The organism is Pseudomonas sp. OTU750018, assembly GCF_011636575.1.
GTDB classification, from domain to species: Bacteria; Pseudomonadota; Gammaproteobacteria; order Pseudomonadales; family Pseudomonadaceae; genus Aquipseudomonas; species Aquipseudomonas peli.
The window spans coordinates 1,827,593-1,847,212 of record NZ_JAAPAU010000001.1; the positions used below are offsets into that span (position 1 = coordinate 1,827,593).

The 19,620-nt window shown below is 62.3% G+C and carries 16 protein-coding genes; 7 read left to right on the forward strand and 9 right to left on the reverse strand.

What is annotated here, in order from left to right:
- Positions 1-48: 48 nt before the first annotated feature.
- Together HCI85_RS08535 and purE are read right to left on the reverse strand one after the other, a co-directional pair.
- On the reverse strand, positions 49-1,134 hold the full coding sequence (locus tag HCI85_RS08535; RefSeq protein WP_167144070.1) for a 5-(carboxyamino)imidazole ribonucleotide synthase: 1,086 nt from the start codon (positions 1,132-1,134) through the stop codon (positions 49-51).
- A gap of 3 nt (positions 1,135-1,137) precedes the next feature.
- Positions 1,138-1,629 (reverse strand): 5-(carboxyamino)imidazole ribonucleotide mutase, encoded by a 492-nt coding sequence (gene purE, locus HCI85_RS08540; RefSeq protein WP_090250815.1) that lies wholly within the window; start codon positions 1,627-1,629, stop codon positions 1,138-1,140.
- A gap of 292 nt (positions 1,630-1,921) precedes the next feature.
- Between purE and HCI85_RS08545 the strand changes: the two genes are divergently transcribed.
- Positions 1,922-2,716, forward strand: a complete 795-nt coding sequence (locus HCI85_RS08545; RefSeq protein WP_167144072.1) for a hypothetical protein — start codon at positions 1,922-1,924, stop codon at positions 2,714-2,716.
- Between the two features lie 101 nt (positions 2,717-2,817).
- Positions 2,818-3,810: an AraC family transcriptional regulator gene (locus HCI85_RS08550; protein ID WP_167144074.1), complete on the forward strand. Its 993-nt coding sequence runs from the start codon at positions 2,818-2,820 to the stop codon at positions 3,808-3,810.
- A gap of 21 nt (positions 3,811-3,831) precedes the next feature.
- On the opposite strand, the gene HCI85_RS08555 is transcribed toward HCI85_RS08550, so the two are convergent.
- The 4 genes from HCI85_RS08555 to HCI85_RS08570 are packed head-to-tail and all read right to left on the reverse strand — an operon-like array spanning position 3,832 to position 8,033.
- Positions 3,832-5,868 (reverse strand): LTA synthase family protein, encoded by a 2,037-nt coding sequence (locus tag HCI85_RS08555; RefSeq protein ID WP_167144076.1) that lies wholly within the window; start codon positions 5,866-5,868, stop codon positions 3,832-3,834.
- Positions 5,865-6,476 carry a hypothetical protein gene (locus HCI85_RS08560; protein ID WP_167144078.1) on the reverse strand — a complete coding sequence of 204 codons (612 nt, stop codon included), beginning with the start codon at positions 6,474-6,476 and terminating at the stop codon, positions 5,865-5,867. Before HCI85_RS08560 ends, HCI85_RS08555 begins: the two co-directional genes overlap by 4 nt.
- A complete protein-coding gene (locus HCI85_RS08565) occupies positions 6,469-7,716 on the reverse strand; it encodes a sialidase family protein (RefSeq protein ID WP_167144338.1) in 1,248 nt (415 codons plus the stop codon). Before HCI85_RS08565 ends, HCI85_RS08560 begins: the two co-directional genes overlap by 8 nt.
- 23 nt (positions 7,717-7,739) lie before the next feature.
- Complete coding sequence (locus tag HCI85_RS08570; protein ID WP_090250831.1) at positions 7,740-8,033, reverse strand: PepSY domain-containing protein; 294 nt, start codon at positions 8,031-8,033, stop codon at positions 7,740-7,742.
- A 235-nt stretch (positions 8,034-8,268) separates the two neighbouring features.
- Between HCI85_RS08570 and HCI85_RS08575 the strand changes: the two genes are divergently transcribed.
- Positions 8,269-9,309, forward strand: coding sequence for a histone deacetylase family protein (locus HCI85_RS08575; RefSeq protein WP_167144079.1), 1,041 nt, complete (start codon positions 8,269-8,271; stop codon positions 9,307-9,309).
- 38 nt (positions 9,310-9,347) lie between these two features.
- Positions 9,348-10,472: a polyamine ABC transporter substrate-binding protein gene (locus tag HCI85_RS08580; protein WP_090250835.1), complete on the forward strand. Its 1,125-nt coding sequence runs from the start codon at positions 9,348-9,350 to the stop codon at positions 10,470-10,472.
- Positions 10,473-10,581: 109 nt separating this feature from the next.
- On the opposite strand, the gene HCI85_RS08585 is transcribed toward HCI85_RS08580, so the two are convergent.
- The 3 genes from HCI85_RS08585 to HCI85_RS08595 all read right to left on the reverse strand — a co-directional run bounded on the left by HCI85_RS08585 (position 10,582) and on the right by HCI85_RS08595 (position 15,530).
- Complete coding sequence (locus HCI85_RS08585) at positions 10,582-11,652, reverse strand: HD domain-containing phosphohydrolase (RefSeq protein ID WP_167144082.1); 1,071 nt, start codon at positions 11,650-11,652, stop codon at positions 10,582-10,584.
- Entirely contained in the window at positions 11,642-14,512 is a 2,871-nt protein-coding gene (locus HCI85_RS08590; protein ID WP_167144084.1) for an ATP-binding protein, read from the reverse strand. Before HCI85_RS08590 ends, HCI85_RS08585 begins: the two co-directional genes overlap by 11 nt.
- A gap of 109 nt (positions 14,513-14,621) precedes the next feature.
- On the reverse strand, positions 14,622-15,530 hold the full coding sequence (locus tag HCI85_RS08595; RefSeq protein WP_167144086.1) for a LysR substrate-binding domain-containing protein: 909 nt from the start codon (positions 15,528-15,530) through the stop codon (positions 14,622-14,624).
- A 169-nt stretch (positions 15,531-15,699) separates the two neighbouring features.
- Here HCI85_RS08595 and HCI85_RS08600 point away from each other — a divergent pair, with 169 nt between their 5' ends.
- The 3 genes from HCI85_RS08600 (at position 15,700) to HCI85_RS08610 (ending at position 19,601) form a co-directional block, all read left to right on the forward strand.
- On the forward strand, positions 15,700-17,127 hold the full coding sequence (locus HCI85_RS08600; protein WP_167144340.1) for an aspartate ammonia-lyase: 1,428 nt from the start codon (positions 15,700-15,702) through the stop codon (positions 17,125-17,127).
- 157 nt (positions 17,128-17,284) lie between these two features.
- Complete coding sequence (locus HCI85_RS08605) at positions 17,285-18,538, forward strand: dicarboxylate/amino acid:cation symporter (RefSeq protein ID WP_167144088.1); 1,254 nt, start codon at positions 17,285-17,287, stop codon at positions 18,536-18,538.
- Positions 18,539-18,821: 283 nt separating this feature from the next.
- Positions 18,822-19,601: a substrate-binding periplasmic protein gene (locus HCI85_RS08610; RefSeq protein WP_167144090.1), complete on the forward strand. Its 780-nt coding sequence runs from the start codon at positions 18,822-18,824 to the stop codon at positions 19,599-19,601.
- Positions 19,602-19,620: the final 19 nt, after the last annotated feature.

Sequence of the window (19,620 nt, forward strand, 5' to 3'; positions counted from 1 at the left end):
ACCAGGCTCTTGTGTGTTCTACGCAAGAGCCTAGTCACAAAGCAAGGGTCAAGCCTTGGCGATCAGCGCTTCGACAGCCGCGATCTGCTTATCCAGAGTGGCACGATCCGCACAGCGCAGGGTGGCGTGACCGACCTTGCGCCCAGCCTTGAAGGCCTTGCCGTAGTGGTGCAGGCGGCAGTCGGCGATGGCGATAACCTGCTCCACCGGCGGAACCACGCCGATAAAGTTAAGCATCGCGCTCTCACCTATCTTGGCAGTCGAGCCCAACGGCAGGCCGGCGACGGCGCGCAGATGGTTTTCGAACTGGCTGCACTCGGCGCCTTCGATGGTCCAGTGCCCGGAGTTGTGCACGCGCGGGGCGATTTCGTTCGCTTTCAGGCCGCCATCGACTTCGAAGAACTCGAAGGCCAGCACGCCGACGTAATCGAGCTTGGTCAGCACGCGGCTGACGTAATCTTCTGCCAGCGCCTGCAGCGGGTGATCGGTGCTGGCGATGGACAGCGCCAGCACGCCGCTGTCGTGGCGGTTATGCACCAGCGGATAGAAGCGCGTTTCGCCATCACGGGCACGCACCGCCACCAGCGAGACTTCGCCGGTAAACGGCACGAAGCCTTCGAGAATGCACGGCACGCTGCCCAGTTCGGCAAAAGCGCCGACGACATCTTCGGGCTTGCGCAGGACCTTCTGGCCCTTGCCGTCGTAACCCAGGGTGCGGGTCTTCATCACAGCCGGTAGGCCAATGCTCGCCACAGCGGCGTCAAGGTCAGCCTGCGATTGGATATCGGCGAAATCCGGGGTCGGAATGCCGAGGTCCTTGAACATGGATTTTTCAAACCAGCGATCACGGGCGATGCGCAGGGCTTCAGCGCTCGGGTACACCGGGACGAACTGCGAGAGGAAGGCCACGGTCTCGGCCGGCACGCTTTCGAACTCGAAGGTCACCAGGTCAACTTCATCAGCCAGCTGACGCAGGTGATCCTGATCGCCGTAATCGGCGCGGATATGTTCGCCCAGCGCTTGCGCACAGGCATCCGGCGCAGGGTCGAGAAAAGCGAAGTTCATCCCCAGCGGCGTACCTGCCAGGGCCAACATGCGACCCAGCTGGCCGCCACCGATTACGCCGATCTTCATGGGTTAGGCCTCACGCGGGTCCGGATTGTCCAGTACGGTTTCAGTCTGTTCCTGGCGGAACTGCTTGAGCGCCGCATGAAACTGCGGATGCTGGTGACCGAGGATGCTCGCGGCAAGCAGCGCGGCGTTTACGGCACCCGCCTTGCCGATGGCCAGGGTAGCGACTGGAATGCCGGCCGGCATCTGCACGATCGACAGCAGCGAATCGACGCCCGACAGCACCGCCGATTGCACCGGCACGCCGAGTACTGGCAGGTGGGTCTTGGCCGCACACATGCCTGGCAAGTGCGCCGCGCCGCCGGCACCGGCGATGATCACCTGAATGCCGCGCTCTTCAGCCTGTTCGGCGTACTGGAACAGCAGGTCCGGGGTGCGGTGGGCGGAAACCACCTTCACTTCGTACGGAATGCCCAGCTTGTCCAGCATCTCGGCGGTGTGGCTAAGGGTGGACCAATCGGACTTGGAGCCCATGATCACGCCAACCAGTGCGCTCATCGTCGTGCCTCTTCTTCATCAAGTGCCCGTAGGCGCTGCAGAAACTAACAAGCCACGCTGGAAACCAGGCGTGGCTTGTTAGGGAATGAATTATGGCGGTGCGGACCGCCAAAGGCCGCGCAGTATACCGTAAAGCCTGAGCTGGCGTGCACACCGACGCACCGTTTGTCGCGGGCCGCACGCCTTGATGCCCAGTGACAGATCAGCTAGCGCCACGAGCAGACCTGGCGCACAAATCGCGGCGGGCGGCCTGGCTATACTGGGTATCCTTTAAATGACCCAGGACACCACCATGACAAGGCTGTCACTGCTCCTCGCCGCTGCCCTCTTCACCCTCAACGCTAACGCCCTCGAACTGGCCAAATACCCGCAAGTATTCGATGCCGGCAATGGCATCAGCGTGACCGTCGCACCCAGCAGCGACGGCAAACAGGCGCTGATCCAGGTCAGTGGCATCAACCACCCATTGGATGAAATGGTACTGCTGAGCACAGTCAACGAGCACGGCAACGATGAGCGGGATTACACCACCACCCTCGACGGCAGCGCCTACAACATGCTGATCAAGCGCCAGGGCTGGGGTGGCGAGCAATACCAGCTGTACCTGCCGAGCACCGACGGCTTCGAGCTGGGTTTTGATGAAGCCAAGAGCAAACAGACCAAACCAGCCAACCTTCTGGCGCTCTACGAGCAGCAGAAGAAAAAAGGCATACAGGACAAGCTGAGCAGCTTCGACCGGGAAAAGCGCGTGGCCGACTTCACCCAGCAGCTGCAGCAGATTGATCAGGACGCCTCGAAAGCCTGCAACACACCGCTGACCACCCAGGTTGACTGGAACGCCATCGACGACGACAAACTCAAGCGCCTTAGCGTGCCGAGCTTCTGCGGTGAAGTGGTCAACCAGCTGGCTAACCTGTGCCAGAACGGCGACGAGCAACAGGCTGTCGCCAAGGGTCTGAAAACCGTGCAGTGCAGCTTTGCGCAGAAGCTCAAGCTGCGCGAAAACGAGGCGACCCTGACCTTCACCACCCATGAAAAAGCACCCAATCAGGGCGACTTTATCAACGCCTTCCTGCGTAATCGCTAAATCATCCTAGATCACAGCGGTCCGGATCAGCCCCGGCCGCTGCGGTACCGCGGCATAGTTCTTGCGTCATTCAGGCATCCTGAACTGTTGCGGTTGCCCCGATGTTGCACGCCCACCTGACCACCCTGCATGTGGTTTCGATGATTCTGGAGTTATTTGCCGCACAGCCCGAGCTGACCGAGCCCTTGCTGGCGGGCAGCGGCATCACCACGGCTGATCTGGCCTGCGCAGACACCCGTATCACCCGCGCGCAGGAATTGCAGGTGTGCGCCAATGCCCTGAAAGTGCGCAGCGATCTGGGCCTGGAATTGGGCCGGCGCATGCATGTGTCGGCGTATGGCATGGTCGGTTACGCCGCGCTGTCGAGTGCCACCTTTGGTGACGCTTGGCGCTTGCTGCTGCAGTACCCCGCCCTGCTCGGCACCTACTTCAAAATGGACCTGCAGATTGAAGGCGAGTTGGCCTGGGTCAGTGCCAGCGACTACCAGCACAGCCCGGCACTGGAAGTGTTCAACGTGGAAATGTGCCTGGCCTCACTCAAGCTGATCAGTGATGACCTGCTCGGCCAACCTCTGCCGCTGAGCGCCGCGCAGTTCCGCTATGGCGAACCCGACTACAGCGCGCGCTACCCGCACAGCTTCGCCTGCCCGTTGCAGTTTGACGCGGCACGCAACGCCTTCGCCTTTCCCGCCAGCTGGTTACAGCAGCCACTGCCGCTGGCCGATGCGGTGACCCACCGGGAAATGCTTGAGCGCTGCCGCAAGCAGAACAGCGAGTTCAATAGCCGCCAGGCCTGGCTCGCGCGTATCCGCCAGTTATTGACCGAGCAGCTCACCGCGCCACCCGGCCTGGAACAGCTGGCGCAGCAGATGCACTGCTCACCGCGCACCCTGCGTCGGCACCTGCAGGAACTGGGCACGCACTACCAGGAACTGCTCGATGAGCTGCGTTTTGAGCGAGCAAAAACCCTGCTTGGCCAAGAGGAATGGCCGATCTGCCGCATCGCCGAATACCTCGGCTTTAGCGAAACAGCCAGCTTCCGCCATGCCTTCCAGCGCTGGAGCGGCGTACCGCCAAGCCGTTTCCGCGCGTAGGTTCATAGGCTTGTGGGATGCTCATTCCTCGGGCCGAACATTGCGGTACATCTGCAAGCGTGAGGCTTCATGCAGGCCGCGGCTGAGCGCCAACAGGCGCTGGAACTCCTGCGGGTGATCCGCGGCCACGTTATCGCGCGGGGTGGGCGAGTGCAGGCTGTGCAAGGTCGGCGAGCTGCCGTCATGCTGCATCTGCAAGAGGAAGTCGCGGGTCACCGCGCCGATCACCGGGAAGCTGCCTTCCTGCAACACCAGGGGCACCACCCGTTCGCCTTCTGGCGCCGGCTGCTGGATATCACGCCCCAGGCTGCCGTTGCTGAACGGCACGCCAAGCATGCCCGCCACGGTAGGCAGCAGATCGGCCAGCCCCACCGCCTCATCAAACTCGCGTGGCGCCAGCCACTGCGGCGCATGGATCAGCAGTGGCACATTGTTGCTCTCCAGCCCCAACTGCTCGAAGGCCGGCGCCATGTGCGGGATCTGGCTGATACGCGTGTTGTGGTCACCAAAGAACACGAAAATGGTGTTGTCGTAGAAGCCCTGTTCCTTGGCCAGCTCCATCAGGCGGCCGATGTTGAAGTCCAGCAGGCGCACGGCGTTGTACTGCTCCACGCTGCGCGAACCGGCCTGCTGCACCTGCTCCAGCGGTAGATCGAGCGCCTCGAAACCATCATTGTTCTTGGGGATGGTGAAGGGCCGGTGGTTGCCGGAAGTCTGCAGGTAAGCGAAGAACGGTTGATCCTTGGGCACCGCGCCGAGGATGCGGCTGCTCTCCTTGAAGAAATCCAGATCCGAGATGCCCCACACGTCGACTTGGGGTGACTGCCAATCACGCTCCTCATAGAGCTGCACGCCGTCGATGCTCTGGCGAATCAGCGCATTGATATTGGCCCAACCGGCGTTGCCGCCGATCATGTAGAACTTCTCGTAGCCTGCAAGCTGGTTGATCAGCGTGCGCTGGCGGGCTATCAACGGGTTACGCGTGGCGGTCTCCTGGCGCGACACGTCGGGAATGCCGGTGATGCTCGCCCACACCGTCTTGGCAGTGCCGGTCACCGGCACGTAGAAGTGACGGAAGAACCAGCTCTCCTGGGCCAACCGATCCAGGTTCGGTGTCGGGTTCAACGGGTTGCCGTAAGCCCCGACGGCACTGGTGCCGAGCGATTCGAGCATAACGAAGACCACGTTAGGCGGGCGCTCGGCCTGGATACGGTGCGCCTGTAACGGTTGCTGACGGAAGAAGTTCAACCCCTCCGCGTCGCGGTCGCTGACACCCAGGTAGTCAGCCACCACCGCGTAATGCTCACGGGTGGCCGCCTCATCGAAGGCGCTGGGTTCAAGCGTGAGGGTGTCGAACAGAAACAACGCCGGGTTAAGGCCCAGCGCCGCCACTTGGCTGTTGCCGCTGAAGAAGGCATCGCTCCAGCGCAGCGGTACCGGGTTCTCCAGGTTCAACGCCGTGGCGCGGCCGAGCAGGCCAAAAAATACCAGCACGCCCACCACTGCCGCGCCGCCAAGGGCCGGCAATACACCCACCCGTTGCGCTGGCGGCCGATCCAGGGTGGCACGCTCCAGGCGCAGCAGCGCCCAGGCCCACAGCGTCACACCAGCCAGCCAGGCCAGGGTGATCCACAGCACCGGATAGGTTTGCCAGAGCATGCCGGCGGAGATCTGCGCATCACCAGCAAAGCGCAGCACGGTGGCGTTGAGGCGCACGCCCAGGTAGGCGTAATGACCGAAGTCGAGGATATACAGCAGGCCCAGCGCCGCCACGGCCAGCACTAGGTAGGCACGCAGCAACCAGCGCACGGCGCGAAAGCGCGCCAGGCGCAGCTTGGGCAGAGCCAGCAGAATGCCTGCCGGCAGCATCAGCAGCAGGGCCAGGCGCAGGTCGAAGCGCAGACCGATGCCGAGGGTGGGCAGTACGTCCGACTCGCTGATGCTTTCGACGGAGGAGAAGCCCAGCAGGAACAGCACGCGCAAGCTGGCGAAGAGAACGAACAGAAGCGCTGTGAGGCCTGCCAGATAATGCAGGCGACGGGATTTCAGCCAGCTCATGCGGCGTTCCTTGTGTCAGTTGCACGCGTACCCTTACGCCACGCCAGCAACCCGCGCAGACCGGAACTCAGCAGTGCGCCAAGGCTGTAGAGGGCCAGGTAGGGGTCAATCAGGTAGTCCCAGTAGTTTTCCGAGGCGTTCAGACGCAGGCTGAACGCCAAGGTCGCCAGCACCAGCGCCAACGCGCCGAGCCAGCTGCGCTGGATGATCAGCACCAGGCTCAGCACGCCCAGTACCAGCAGCATGGGCCGCGGCGCAAAACCCAGCTGGTACGGGTCGCTGTAGCTCAAGCCCAGGGCTGCCGGGTAGAGCAGTACAGCCAGGCCGGCGAACAGCGCCAGGCTGGCCAGGCGATCACGGGGGGCGGCACCCGGCAAGCCAAAACGACACAGCATCGCCCAGCTCAGCAGCACCAGGCTGCTGATCGACAGGTCACCGATATAGGTGCGCAACTGCAGCGCCAAGCTGATGCCCTGCACCGGTAGCAGGCTCAGCAGCAGACTGCCCGCCAGCAGGATGCCGCGCTGCGCCGCATTACGTGCCAATCGAACGAAGATCAGGAAAACCAGCAGAGTGAACGCCAGGTGCGGTAACCAGAAGTCAGTCATGTGGGCGGCGCTCCGTCAGCCAGGCTTCATTGAAGGCCAGGTGCTTGATAAACATGTCGTTCCACGAATAGACCAAGTGATACGTGCCATCGGTGTCACGGGTGAAATAGGGGTATTCGTAATCGAAGTCGCACCCCGTCGGGCTGCACATCCGGGCACTGACCTGCTCAAGAAAGCGCGCCTCCTGCTCGGGGCGGCCGCCGCTGGCGCGGAACTTCTCGCGGATTACCGCCGGGAATTCCGCCGGCGCGATGGGTTCCCCCCAAGGGTTGGGGCTTTCATCCAGCTCACCGAGGGTGCGCCAGTTCGCCAGCTGGCTGTCGGTGGCGTAGAGGGTCAGGCGGAAGCGACCATCCTCCAGATCATTCATCGCCACCAGCAGGCTGCCATCGGGACGACCGACGGCGGCCAGCGATGAGTTGGGGTTACTCGGTTCCAGCGGTTGCGGCGTACTCCAGGTGCGCCCGCTGTCCGTGGTGTGGCTGGCCAGCACACGGTGATGCTGCTCGCCGGCATAGCGCAGTAACGCCACGGCACGCTGCTCATCCAGCGCCACCACGGTTGGCTGCAGCGAGTAACGGCCCTTGCCGATGCGGTACTTGCCCAGCACCTCACCGCGTGAGCTCAGGTGCAGGTACTCGGGGAATTTGCCGAGAAACTCGTGGTACACCGGCAGGCCAATGCTGCCATCGGCATGAAACACCGGTGCGGCGCGCACCAGGGTGCTGATGTTGAGAAACGGGCTGGTCACCAACTGGCGCGGTGCCGACCAGGTCTCGCCCAGGTCATCGGACACCATGGCATTGACCGCACTGCCGGCCCAGCCGCCAAGCGAAACCGAGACATAAAACAGCCACAGGCGCTGGTCCGGTGCCAGGCTGATCACCGGGTTGCCCAGCTTGCGGATGTGCTTACCGACCGCGCGCTGGGTGGATTCGCGGGTGGCCAGCACGCGCTCGGCACTCCATTGGCCGCTGCGGGCGTCAAAGCGTGCGGCGCGAATTTGCACATCCGCCGCGCCTTCGCGACTGCCCGCAAACCAGGCGGCCATCAGGTCACCGCCAGGCAGCCCGGTAATGGAGGCGGAGTGTACAAAGTCGTCCATGTCCGACGAGGCGAATTTCGCGCTGAATTCCGGCGCACTGGGCGTCGGCGTCGGCAGCACGGCGAAGGCGCCAGGCGGCTGTGCCGGTGCGCGCTGCCATGCCCCGGCGAACACTGCCAGTACCGCCGTGAGCATGAGGGGGATGAGCAGTTTTGGCGTCATGGCTTGGCCACATGCGCGGTGGCGACTTCAGCCACGGGCGTGGCATCGACCGGGTTGTAATAGATTTCGACTTTCTCGCCGTTCACGTCGAAACCGTAAATCTCGTAACAGTTACCCGGAGTGATGCGGAATTTGGTGATCTGTACGCCCTGGTTTTTCATCTGCTGACGAAAGTGCGATTCGGGCATCCAGTCCGCGCGGTCGGCGCGTGGACATTCCACATCCGCCAGCACAGGCGTGGCCAGCCAGGCACACAACAGCGGCAGTACCTGGCGAGTCTGATTGAGCATGCTCTGCCCCCTTATCGGCAATGAAGGGGCAACGCCCCCGGCGGGGCGCACCATGCGTTTTCCAAGCTTAAGAAAGGCTTAAGGTTCATGGCTTGTTACAGTTTGCGCGGCTCGCTCAGCCGTGGCGGCCATGAAATTTGGCCACATCGATCCCCTTTTGGCCGTTGTCAGCGTTCTCCATCCGGCGATGCAGGCGAACAATGCAGGCACAACAACAAGCCTGGAGCCGTGCCACATGCTCACTTTTTACAGCGACGACCATCACCTGCACCACGGCAGCTGCGAGCTGATCGACGGCCAACTGATGCCCTGTTTCGAAAAGCCGCAACGCGCCGACCACATCCTGCAACGCGTCAAGGACCGTCAGCTCGGTGAGGTGCGTCCGCCCCAGGACTTCGGCCTGGCGCCGATTGAGCGCATCCACAGCGCCGCCTACCTGAACTTCTTCAAAGGTGCCTGGGATCGCTGGCAAGCGCAGAACGGCACTGGCGATTTGCTGCCCTTCACCTGGCCGGCACGCACCCTGCGCCAAGTCATCCCGCGTGATTTGCACGGCCAGCTTGGCTATTACAGCTTCGACGGCGGCGCGCCGATTACCGCCGGCACCTGGCAGGCAGCTTACAGCGCCGCCCAAGTGGCCTTGAGCGCCGAGGCTGAAATCGCCGCCGGCGCCCACAGTGCGTTTGCCTTGTGCCGCCCACCGGGCCATCACGCCGCAGGCGAGTTGATGGGCGGTTACTGCTACCTGAACAACGCAGCTATCGCTGCCCAGGCCTTTCTCGACCACGGCAAGCAGCGCGTGGCGATCCTCGATGTCGACTACCACCACGGCAACGGTACCCAGGACATCTTCTACACCCGCAACGATGTGCTGTTCGCCTCGATCCACGGCGACCCGGCCGACGAGTTCCCCTTCTTCCTCGGCTATGCCGATGAACGCGGTGAAGGGGCTGGCGAGGGCTGCAACTTCAACTACCCATTGGCCATGGGCAGCCCCTGGGCGGTGTGGAGCGCGGCGCTTGATGACGCCTGCCAGCGCATCGCCGAATTTGATGCCGAGGTGATCGTGGTGTCGCTGGGTGTGGACACCTTCAAGGACGACCCGATTTCCCAGTTCAAGCTCGACAGCCCGGATTACCTGGCCATGGGCAAACGCATCGCCGCCCTCGGCAAGCCGACCCTGTTCGTTATGGAAGGCGGTTATGCAGTGGAGGCCATCGGCGTCAACGCGGTCAACGTACTGGAAGGTTTCGAAGCAGCTCACGTACAGGCCTAGCCAACACAACATCAATAATGATTCAGGGGTGAGACACGATGAACACGATCAAACACCTGCTCGCTGTCGCCGTCTGCGGCGCAACCCTGCTGGCCACGGCGGCACAGGCACAAACCCCGGAGCAATCGCCGGGCAAGCAGCGCGAGCTGCGCGTGTACAACTGGGCCGACTACATGTTGCCCTCAGTGCCCAAGGATTTTGCTGCCAACAGCGGCATCAAGCTGACCTGGGATATTTTCGACACCAACGAAGGCCTGGAAGCCAAGCTGCTCACTGGCAACTCGGGTTACGACCTGGTGGTGCCAACCAACACCTTCCTGGAAAACGAAATCAAAGCCGGGGTGTTCCAGAAGCTGGACAAGAGCAAGTTGCCCAATTGGCAGCACCTCGACCCAGGCCTGCTGAAGTTGATGACCGCCAACGACCCCGGTAACCAGTTCGCAGTGCCTTACATGTACGGCACCGTGCTGATCGGCTTCAACCCGGCCAAAGTCAAAGAAGCCCTCGGCGCCGATGCTCCGGTGGACAGCTGGGACCTGATCTTCAAAGAAGAGAACATCAGCAAACTCAAGCAGTGCGGCGTGGCCATGCTCGATTCGCCCGGTGAGATTCTGCCGATCGCCCTGCACTACCTGGGCCTGGACCCCAACAGCACCAAGCCTGAGGACTACGAGAAAGCCAGCGCGTTAATGCTGAAAATCCGCCCTCACGTGGCTTATTTCAACTCCGCCAAGTACATGACCGATATCGCCAACGGCGACATCTGCGTGGCCATCGGCTATTCGGGCAGCTTCTACCAGTTCGCCAACCGCGCCAAAGAAGCGGGCAACGGCGTGGTGGTTGATTGGCGCTTGCCGAAAGAAGGTGCACCACTGTGGTACGACTCCTTCGCCATTCCGAAAAGCGCACTGAACGTCGCCGAAGCCCATGAGTTCCTCAACCACCTGCTCGACCCCACGGTGATTGCCCCCATCAGCGACTTCCTCGGCTACCCCAACCCGAACAAGGACGGCATGCCGCTGGTCGGCGCGGCAATCCGCGACAACCCTGGCCTGACCCCTACCGCCGAGGCGCAGAAAACCCTCTATGTGCTGCAGCCCCTGCCGCAGAAGACTGAACGCATCCGCACCCGCGTGTGGAACACCATCAAGTCGGGCACCTGATGGCGACTCATCGCTGATAAGGCGTGCGGCTCAACGGGCGCCGGTAGATAAAAAACGCCCCGCCGAATGGCGGGGCGTTTTTCCTGCAATGCGCTTAACGCAGCCCGATTCAGCAGGATACTGGCTCATCCGCCAGGCGACGGTGCACCCCTTCAATATGCTCGAACAGTGATTCCATCAGCTGCACCAGCGCTGGATCGAAATGCTGTCCGGCTTGCTCACGAATCAACGCCTGAGCCTTTTCCGCCGACCAGGCGGGCTTGTAAGGGCGCGTGGAGCGCAGCGCGTCATACACATCGCACAACGCCACGATGCGTGCCGACAGCGGAATGGCCTCGCCCGCCAGGCCCTGGGGGTAACCGCTGCCATCCCACTTCTCATGGTGGTGCAGGGCAATCTCTGCGGCCAGAACGAGCAACGGCGAGGCCGCACTGTCCTGCAAAATATCGTGGCCGATTTGCGCATGGGTGTTCATCACCAGGCGCTCGTCATCCGTCAGTTTGCCGGGTTTGCAGAGGATGCTATCGGGAATGCCGATCTTACCTACGTCGTGCATGGGTGCAGCCTGGCGCAGCAACTCCACCCACGGAGCATCCATGCCGTAGGCGCGTGCCAGCAGTGCAGCCGACTCACCGATGCGCATGATGTGATTGCCGGTTTCGTTGTCCTTGTAATCCGCCGCACGTGCCAGGCAGCGGATTACCGCCTGATAGCTGGCCCCCAGCTGCTCAGTCCGCCGCACAACCCTGTCTTCCAACTCACCCCGCTCACGCTGCAGGGCTTGGCTGGCCTCGCTCAGTTGCAGGTTATTGCACACCCGCAGCAGCAGTTCGGGCAGGTCCAGCGGCTTGCAGACGTAATCATTGGCCCCCAGTTCTAGGCCTTTGCGGCGGTTTTCCACGTCATTCAGTGCCGTCACCAGGATCACCGGTGCACAGTGTCGATCACGGGCCGCCAGTTGCCGCAAAATCTCGAAACCGTCCGGGGCCGGCATGTCCAGATCCAGCAGCAGTAGGTCCCAATGCTGGTTCTGCAGCCACTCCAGCCCCGCTGCCGAGTCACTAAAGCCTTTGACCTCTCGCAGCCCGAGCACTCGCAAACTCGACTCCAGTAGACGCAGGTTGGCGGTGACATCATCAATCACCACCACCCGGGAAAACCGTAAGGATTCACTCAGCATCTTCCATTACCTCACTCAGCAGGGCCTCGACCAGGTCATGCAATTCCTTCATATCCAGCGGCTTGCCCAGCAAGCCCTGGCAATTAGCCGCTGCAGCGGTAACCTCTGCACTCATCCCAGCCGTTAGCAACACCACGGGCAAATGCTCGGTGTGCGGGTGGCGGCGTAGCTGCGCAAGCAACTCCTGGCCACTCAACCCCGGCAAGTCCAGGTCCAGTAACAAGAGGTCGGCGGGGTCACTCAGCAACTGCGCTAGCGCCACCTGGCCATCATTGGCCACGCTGACACGGCCTAGCTCAGCCAATGCCGCAGCGACGGCCTGCTGATTCACGGCGTCGTCTTCAGCGTAGAAGATATGCACGCCCTGACCGGCACGACGTGACCTGTCAGGCGCGACAAATGACATCAGCTCAATCCAGAAGCTGCTGCCCATGCCTGGCTGGCTGCTCACGCCGACGCTGGCACCCATCAGGCTGGCGTATTCACGGCACAGCGACAGGCCAATGCCAGTGCCCTGAATCGCGGTGTTTTCACGCCCCAGGCGCTGGAACGGGGTAAACAACAGCGCCTGCTGTTCGGCACTGATGCCCAGCCCGGTGTCATCAACCTGCACGCGCACATGCCCGTCGAATACCCGGACGCTGAAGGTGATCTGCCCATTGGGGCTGTTGTATTTCATGGCATTGGATAACAGGTTGAGCAGCACCTGGCGCAGTCGGCGAGGCTCGGCGCGGACCTGCAACGGCAGGTCTGGCAGCTGCACATTGAACTGCAAGCCTTCGCGCTTGATCTCCTGACGCACCAGGTCGGCGCACTCATTCATAAGCGTGCCGAGGTCTACCGCCTGCAGCTCCAGCTGCGGCTTCTGCGCCTGGATGCTCGACCAGTCGAGGATATCGCCAACCAGCTGATTGAGGTGCTGGCTGGCCTGGAGGATTTCTTTGAGGTATTCGTCCTGAGTGGTGGGCGGCAGATCCCCCATGCGCATCAACTGGCTAAAGCCCTGAATGGCATTGAGCGGGGTGCGCAGTTCATGGCTCATGCTGGAAATAAAGCGCGACTTGGCCTGGTTGGCCGCCTGCGCCTCCGCAGTGGCTTGGCGCAGGGCTTCCTCACCCTTCTTGAGGGCATCAATATCCACGTGTGTGCCTGCCAGCACGCGTGCTTGGCCCGTGTATGGGTCGTACTCCACCACCCGGCCACGCCCCATTAGCCAGGAGTATTTACCCCCGGCATCGGCAAACCGAAACTCGGCTTCATAGCGCTGACTGCTGCCTTCACGCACGCGCTGCACGGCGTCGCGAATACCCCTGACATCGTCCGGGTGAACGCGCTGCAGAAACTGCTCCTCACTCAGGAAGTCCTCAGCAAAGCCAAACCGTTTGCAGAAGCGCCCACGCACATGCACCAGCCCCGTATCAAAGTGGCGTTCCCAGAGACTCTCCGTCGCCCCTTCCAACACCACTTCAAGCCGCTGCTGGGCCTCGTGGTTGCGCGCTTCACTCTGCTCTAGGGTGCTGCCCATTTGCGCGGCCTGTCCGGCCATATCATCCAGTTCACGGATGTCCGCAGTTACCCGCGCGGGATGCCACTGGCCCTGACCAATCGCGGCCATCATCGTGGAAATACCGGCAATCGGCCTGAGCAAGTACTGACTCAGGCGCCGTGAACGCACCCACATAAAGGCAAAGAACAGCAGGTAGAACATCACCAGCCCGGCGATCAACAGAAAGCCGATCTGCTGATAATGCGTCGCCAGCAAATTGGTCTGACTGAAGACCTGTGCCTCGTCCACCACGGTCAGCAGCTGCCAACCGGTGGCCTCGATGGTGGTCCAGGCCACCATATGCGTGCGCCCGCCGAGGCTGACCGATTGCACGCCCTGCGGTTGGCGCGCCATGGCCTCGGCCAGAACACGGGTCTGTGCATGTTTACCCAGGTTGAAATCTTCGGGCTTGAACATCTCGCGACGGATCGCTTCCTCATAGGAGTGCGTCGTCAGTTCATTCAACGCAAAGTCGTCTTCGCCCGCCTTCGGCATGGCCATGATGTTCAGGTCCTGGCTGACCAGCATGGCGTAGCCGTCCCAGGGCACTTGCAGCTGGTTGATCTGCTCGAGAATGCCGCCCACGGTGATGTCCACGCCGCTGACGCCCTCAAGGAAATCACCGCGGTACACCGGGGCGACAGCCGACATCATCCACCCCTGGCCAGCGGGGTCGAGGTAGACATTGGTCCACACCACCTCACGCGTCGGGTTATGCGCCGCATCCGCGAGGTAATAGAAATTGAAATCGGGGATGACCATGTCATGCGGGTACTGGTCCGGTGTGCGGAACCAGGGGTAGATGTGGTTGAGGCTGTCCCAGCTGTTGAAGTACAGGCTGGCCACCAATGGGCTGCTCTGTTTGAGTTCGCGCATCAATGGGTCGAGCGTTGCCAGCCGAGCCGCCTTGTTCAGGTCCTGCTGGGCGGCGGGCGTGGCCGCCGAGTAGAAGAACGCCGCGCCGCCCGTGTCCTGCGGGCTGTAACGCACACCGCTGTCGGTGATTGCCAGAGTCGGCGCGCTGACCGCAGGCTGCAGCAAGGCGTGCTGCGTCAGGTTGCGGTAGGTGGTTGTCAGGGCTTCGATTTGGGTCAGCTGACCCTCGATGATCCGCGCTTCCAGGTTCGCAGAGGCTTGCAGGTCACTCAGGGCCGTCTGTCGTAAATAATCAATCTGGGCATCACGAATGGCGTTGTTGCTGAAGAGATAGATGGCTATCAGTGCTGTCTCCACCACGATCAGTGGGATCAAAGCACTTTGCACAAAGGCCCGCCAAATCCATTGGCTCAGACCGAGAGGAGGTTTTAGCGGCACGAGGGCTGACTCCTGTTAACAGTCACAGACGGCAAGCGTAGTCGTTGCCGCGTGATGCCAGGATGATATCAATGCAATCCTTAAGGGCTTATTAGCCCTTAGTCACCCCCTACCCAACGCCGCCCAATCCTCCCTCCAGTTTGCGCCACAGCAGACGTACCGAGGCCTTGCGCACCAGTGCGCAGCGGTACAGGCGAATCTCCAGCGGCGCTTGCCACTGTTCATCACCGCACACCACCAGCTCGCCGCGGGCAAGTTCGGCGGTCACGCTCAGGCGCGGGACCCAGGCCACGCCCATACCTTGCAAGGCCATGCTTTTCAGGCTGTCGGCCATCGCCGTCTCGTACACCGTGGTCGAGCGCAGCGCGCGTTGGCGCAGCAGCAGGTTGACCGAACGACCGAGAAACGCCCCGGCGCTGTAGGCCAGCAGCGGCACGCTCTGGCCGCTGTTGAGGTCGAACAGCGGCGCGCCGTCTTCGCCCACCGCGCACACCGGGAGCATTTCCGTACGGCCCAGGTGCAGCGAGGGGAAGATTTCCGGGTCCATCTGCAGCGCAGCGTCGGGGTCGTAGTAGGCGAGGATCAGGTCGCAGGCACCTTCACGCAGCGCATGTACCGCCTCACCGACGTTGGTCGCCACCAGACGAGTGGTCAACGGCAAACCTTCACGGCGCAGGCGGGCAATCCACTCGGGGAAAAAGCCCAGGGTCAGCGAGTGCGCGGCAGCAATCTGCATCACTTCGCCCTGCTGGCCTTCGAGGTTATGCAGATGACGCACCACCTCACCGAGCTGCTCGACCATGCTGCGAGCCGTGACCAGAAACAGCTGGCCGGACTCAGTCAGCTCAATGGGCGTGCAGGCGCGGTTGACCAGCGTCAGCCCGAGCATGTTCTCCAGGCTACGGATCCGCCGGCTGAATGCCGGCTGAGTGACAAAGCGCTTTTGCGCTGCCTGAGAAAAACTGCGGGTTGCGGCCAGGGTGACAAAGTCTTCCAGCCATTTGCTTTCGAGGTTCATGGATCAGCCCTTGTGCATGCGAATACGTCGGTCGCCGCTGAGCGGTCACACCAACGTTATGCCGATTATGCATGACCTAGTGCTTAACAGCATTGGCCAGTACCAAGCTGCAGCCCCTAATCTACGGGCCATCGCGGCATATGCCGTATTTCCTGAGTTGACCTTGATCATGTCCCCTGCTGCATCTACTCGCCTCGAAAAAGACCTGCTCGGCACCCTCGACGTTCCCGCTGATGCTTATTACGGCATCCAGACCCTGCGCGCCGTGCAGAACTTCCGCCTGTCCGGCGTGACGCTGTCGCACTACCCGAAACTGGTGGTTGCCCTGGCCATGGTCAAACAGGCGGCTGCCGACGCCAACCGCGAGCTGGGCCACCTGTCCGCCGCCAAGCACACAGCGATCAGCACCGCGTGCGCACGCATCATTCAGGGCGAGTTTCACGACCAGTTCGTGGTCGACATGATTCAAGGCGGCGCTGGCACCTCGACCAACATGAATGCCAACGAAGTCATTGCCAACATTGCCCTCGAAGCCATGGGTTTCGAGAAAGGTGACTACAAGCAGCTGCACCCGAACAACGACGTGAACATGGCGCAGTCAACCAACGACGCCTACCCGACCGCCATCCGCCTCGGCCTGCTGCTCGGCCACGACAGCCTGCTGACCGCGCTGGACAAGCTGATCCAGTCGCTGTCGAAAAAGCACCTGGAATTCAGCCATGTGCTGAAAATGGGCCGCACCCAGCTGCAGGATGCCGTACCGATGACCCTCGGTCAGGAGTTCCGCGCCTTCGCCACCACCCTCGGCGAAGACCTGCAGCACCTCAAACTGCTCGCCCCGACCCTGCTCACCGAAGTTAACCTGGGCGGCACCGCGATTGGCACCGGCATCAACGCCGACCCGCAATACCAGCTGCTGGCGGTCAAACGCCTGGCGATTATCAGCGGCCAGCCGCTGACCCCGGCCGCCGACCTGATCGAAGCAACGTCGGACATGGGCGCCTTTGTACTGTTCTCCGGCATGCTCAAGCGCACCGCGGTGAAGCTGTCGAAGATCTGCAACGACCTGCGCCTGCTCTCCAGCGGCCCGCGCACCGGCATCAATGAAATCAACCTGCCGCCGCGCCAGCCAGGCAGCTCGATCATGCCGGGCAAGGTCAACCCGGTGATCCCGGAAGCGGTCAACCAAGTGGCATTCGAAGTGATCGGCAACGACCTGGCGCTGACCATGGCGGCCGAAGGTGGCCAGCTGCAGCTGAACGTGATGGAGCCGCTGATCGCCTACAAGATCTTCGACTCGATCCGCCTGCTGACCCGCGCCATGGATATGCTGCGCGAGCTGTGCATCGACGGCATCACCGCCAACGAAGCGCGCTGCCGCGAACTGATGGAAAACTCCATCGGCCTGATCACCGCGCTGAACCCTTACATCGGCTACGAGAACGCCACGCGCATCGCCAAAGTAGCGCTGGAAAGCGGCCGTGGCGTGCTGGAGCTGGTGCGCGAGGAGAAGCTGCTGGGCGACGCCGAGCTGGCCGACATCCTGCGCCCCGAGAACATGATCGCCCCGCGCCTGGTACCACTAATGCCGGGCTGATCCAAGAGCACCACACGCGCCGTCTCCGCCAGGAACGGCGCGTTTTTGTAACCAGCGTCCCGAACATGGGTGACTGGCTTTCCGCCCTCGCCTGCCGGGCGGCACCGCTCAAGGCCGCATAGACGGCCCCACAAAAACGATAATCCGGGTGATAACCATGAGTCAGAGCAGTACTTCTTCCCTAGGCTTTTTGCGGCGCATGCCGCTGTGGCAGCAAATCCTTATCGGCCTCTGCCTCGGCGTGCTCACCGGCGTGCTGTTCAAGGCCGACGCCCTGGTGCTGGCACCGATCGGCACGCTGTTCCTTAATGCGATCAAGATGCTCATCGTGCCGCTGGTGTTCGTCTCCCTGGTGGCCGGCATCACCGCCATGAGCGACAGCGCCAAGCTCGGCCGCATCAGCGTCAAGACCATCGCCATCTACCTGATCACCACCGCCTTCGCGGTGAGTATCGGCCTGCTGTTCGGTGCCCTGTTCACCCCGGGCGAAGGCATGAACATGGTCGCCAGCGGCGTGCAGGAAACCAAGCAGGCACCGTCGCTGGTGCAGATTCTGGTTGGCCTGGTACCGACCAATCCGGTGGCCGCTTTTGCCGAGGGCAATATCCTGCAGATCATCGTGTTCGCCATCGCCCTGGGCGTGAGCATGAACCTGATCGGCGAAAAGGCTGCACCCGCCGTCAAGCTGTTCGACAGCCTGGCCGAGGTGTTCTACAAGCTCACCGACCTGGTGATGCGCTGCGCGCCAATCGGTGTCTTTGCGCTGATCGCCGGTGTGGTGGCCTCCCACGGCATCGAAGTACTGCTGCCGTTGGCGAGCGTGATCGGGGTGATCTACCTCGCCAGCATCACCCATATGCTGCTGGTGTATGGCGGCCTGGTCAGCCTGCTGGCACGGCTCAGCCCGCTGCGCTTCTTCAAGGGCGTGGCGCCAGCACTGGCCGTGGCCTTCAGCACCTCAAGCAGTGCCGGCACCCTGCCGGTGTCGATTGAGTGCGCGCGCAAGAACCTCGGCGTATCCCAGGGCGTGGCCGGTTTCGTGCTGCCAGTGGGCGCCACCATCAACATGGATGGCACCGCCATTTACCAAGGCGTACTGGCGCTGTTTATTGCCCAGGCCTTCGGCATCGACCTGAATGCCGGCCAATACCTGATGATCATCCTCACCGCCACCCTGGCCTCGATCGGCACCGCCGGTGTACCTGGCGCCGGGTTGATCATGCTCGGTCTGGTGCTGACCTCGGTCGGCCTGCCGCTGGAAGGCGTAGCGCTGATTGCCGGGATCGACCGCATCCTCGACATGGCGCGCACCACGGTCAACGTCGCCGGCGACCTGATGACCACCACCCTGGTCGGCAGCAGCGAGCAAGAGCTGGATCGCGAGATCTACAACAGCGACAACGCGCAGTAAAAGCAACCGAGCAAGCGCATGCCAGTGGCTATCGCGGCTGAGCGTTTACCCACCTCACCGCGGAGTCACGCAACAACAGGCGGCAGCAGGTAAGCCCTGCGCCGCTGGCACCGAACAGCCCGCCTGGTCAGCGCCGTGGCGACATTTTGTGTCGGCACACACCCTTTCGCCACCGCGCTGACCAAGCGGGCTTCCTGATAGCAACACCCACGGCATCGCCGGCTCGCCTTACCCGGGCGGCCGGCGATGCCGCCTCAGACAACAATAAAAAGGGAGAACCCCCATGCTGCAGCGTCTTCAACACCTGTGGAACAAACGCGGCCGCGCCGCGCTGCTGCTGAGCCTGCTGTTCAGCCCCCTGAGCCAGGCCGCCTTGCCACCCGATTACAAGGTGGTGCTGCTGACGGAAAACTTCCCGCCGTTCAACATGGCCGAGCACGGCAAGAACTTCGCCCGTGATGCGCAGATCCAAGGCGTCAGTGCCGACACCGTGCGCGAGATGTTCAAGCGCGCCGGCATCAACTACAGCCTGACCCTGCGCTTCCCCTGGGATCGCATCTACCAACAGACCATGACCACCGCCAACCACGGCCTGTTCTCCACCTCCATGAGCGAGGCGCGCAAGCCGCTGTTCAAGTGGGTCGGGCCCATCGCCCAGTACCAGAGCGTGCTGGTCGGTCGCACAGGCCGCCACCCGCAAATAAGCACCTTGGAACAGGCCAAGGCCTACCGCATCGGCGCTTATCAGAGTGCGGCGGTCAGCCAGCACCTGGAGCGCTTGGGTTTCACCCCGCAGAACGCCCTGCGCGACCAGGAAAATATCCGCAAGCTGCAACGCGGGCAGATTGACCTGTGGGCCACCTCCGACCCGGTGTGGCGCGTGTATGCCAAAGAGCAGGGCGTCGATGACCTGCAAAGCGTGCTCAGCTTTGAAACCTCACAGCTGTACCTGGCGTTGAACAAAGACACCCCGGACGAAGTGGTCGAACGCCTGCAGGCCGCGCTGGAACAGATGCGCCGCGAAGGCTACGGCAGCTGCGCGAAAAACCCTGAGCTGTGTTGAAGCCAACCGCGCTTGGCCG

Coding starts and splice junctions, on each gene's coding strand:
- HCI85_RS08535 (WP_167144070.1), bottom strand. CDS start 1,134: ATGAAGATCGGCGTAATCGGTGGCGGCCAGCTGGGTCGCATGTTGGCC.
- purE (WP_090250815.1), bottom strand. CDS start 1,629: ATGAGCGCACTGGTTGGCGTGATCATGGGCTCCAAGTCCGATTGGTCC.
- HCI85_RS08545 (WP_167144072.1), top strand. CDS start 1,922: ATGACAAGGCTGTCACTGCTCCTCGCCGCTGCCCTCTTCACCCTCAAC.
- HCI85_RS08550 (WP_167144074.1), top strand. CDS start 2,818: ATGTTGCACGCCCACCTGACCACCCTGCATGTGGTTTCGATGATTCTG.
- HCI85_RS08555 (WP_167144076.1), bottom strand. CDS start 5,868: ATGAGCTGGCTGAAATCCCGTCGCCTGCATTATCTGGCAGGCCTCACA.
- HCI85_RS08560 (WP_167144078.1), bottom strand. CDS start 6,476: ATGACTGACTTCTGGTTACCGCACCTGGCGTTCACTCTGCTGGTTTTC.
- HCI85_RS08565 (WP_167144338.1), bottom strand. CDS start 7,716: ATGCTCACGGCGGTACTGGCAGTGTTCGCCGGGGCATGGCAGCGCGCA.
- HCI85_RS08570 (WP_090250831.1), bottom strand. CDS start 8,033: ATGCTCAATCAGACTCGCCAGGTACTGCCGCTGTTGTGTGCCTGGCTG.
- HCI85_RS08575 (WP_167144079.1), top strand. CDS start 8,269: ATGCTCACTTTTTACAGCGACGACCATCACCTGCACCACGGCAGCTGC.
- HCI85_RS08580 (WP_090250835.1), top strand. CDS start 9,348: ATGAACACGATCAAACACCTGCTCGCTGTCGCCGTCTGCGGCGCAACC.
- HCI85_RS08585 (WP_167144082.1), bottom strand. CDS start 11,652: ATGCTGAGTGAATCCTTACGGTTTTCCCGGGTGGTGGTGATTGATGAT.
- HCI85_RS08595 (WP_167144086.1), bottom strand. CDS start 15,530: ATGAACCTCGAAAGCAAATGGCTGGAAGACTTTGTCACCCTGGCCGCA.
- HCI85_RS08600 (WP_167144340.1), top strand. CDS start 15,700: ATGTCCCCTGCTGCATCTACTCGCCTCGAAAAAGACCTGCTCGGCACC.
- HCI85_RS08605 (WP_167144088.1), top strand. CDS start 17,285: ATGAGTCAGAGCAGTACTTCTTCCCTAGGCTTTTTGCGGCGCATGCCG.
- HCI85_RS08610 (WP_167144090.1), top strand. CDS start 18,822: ATGCTGCAGCGTCTTCAACACCTGTGGAACAAACGCGGCCGCGCCGCG.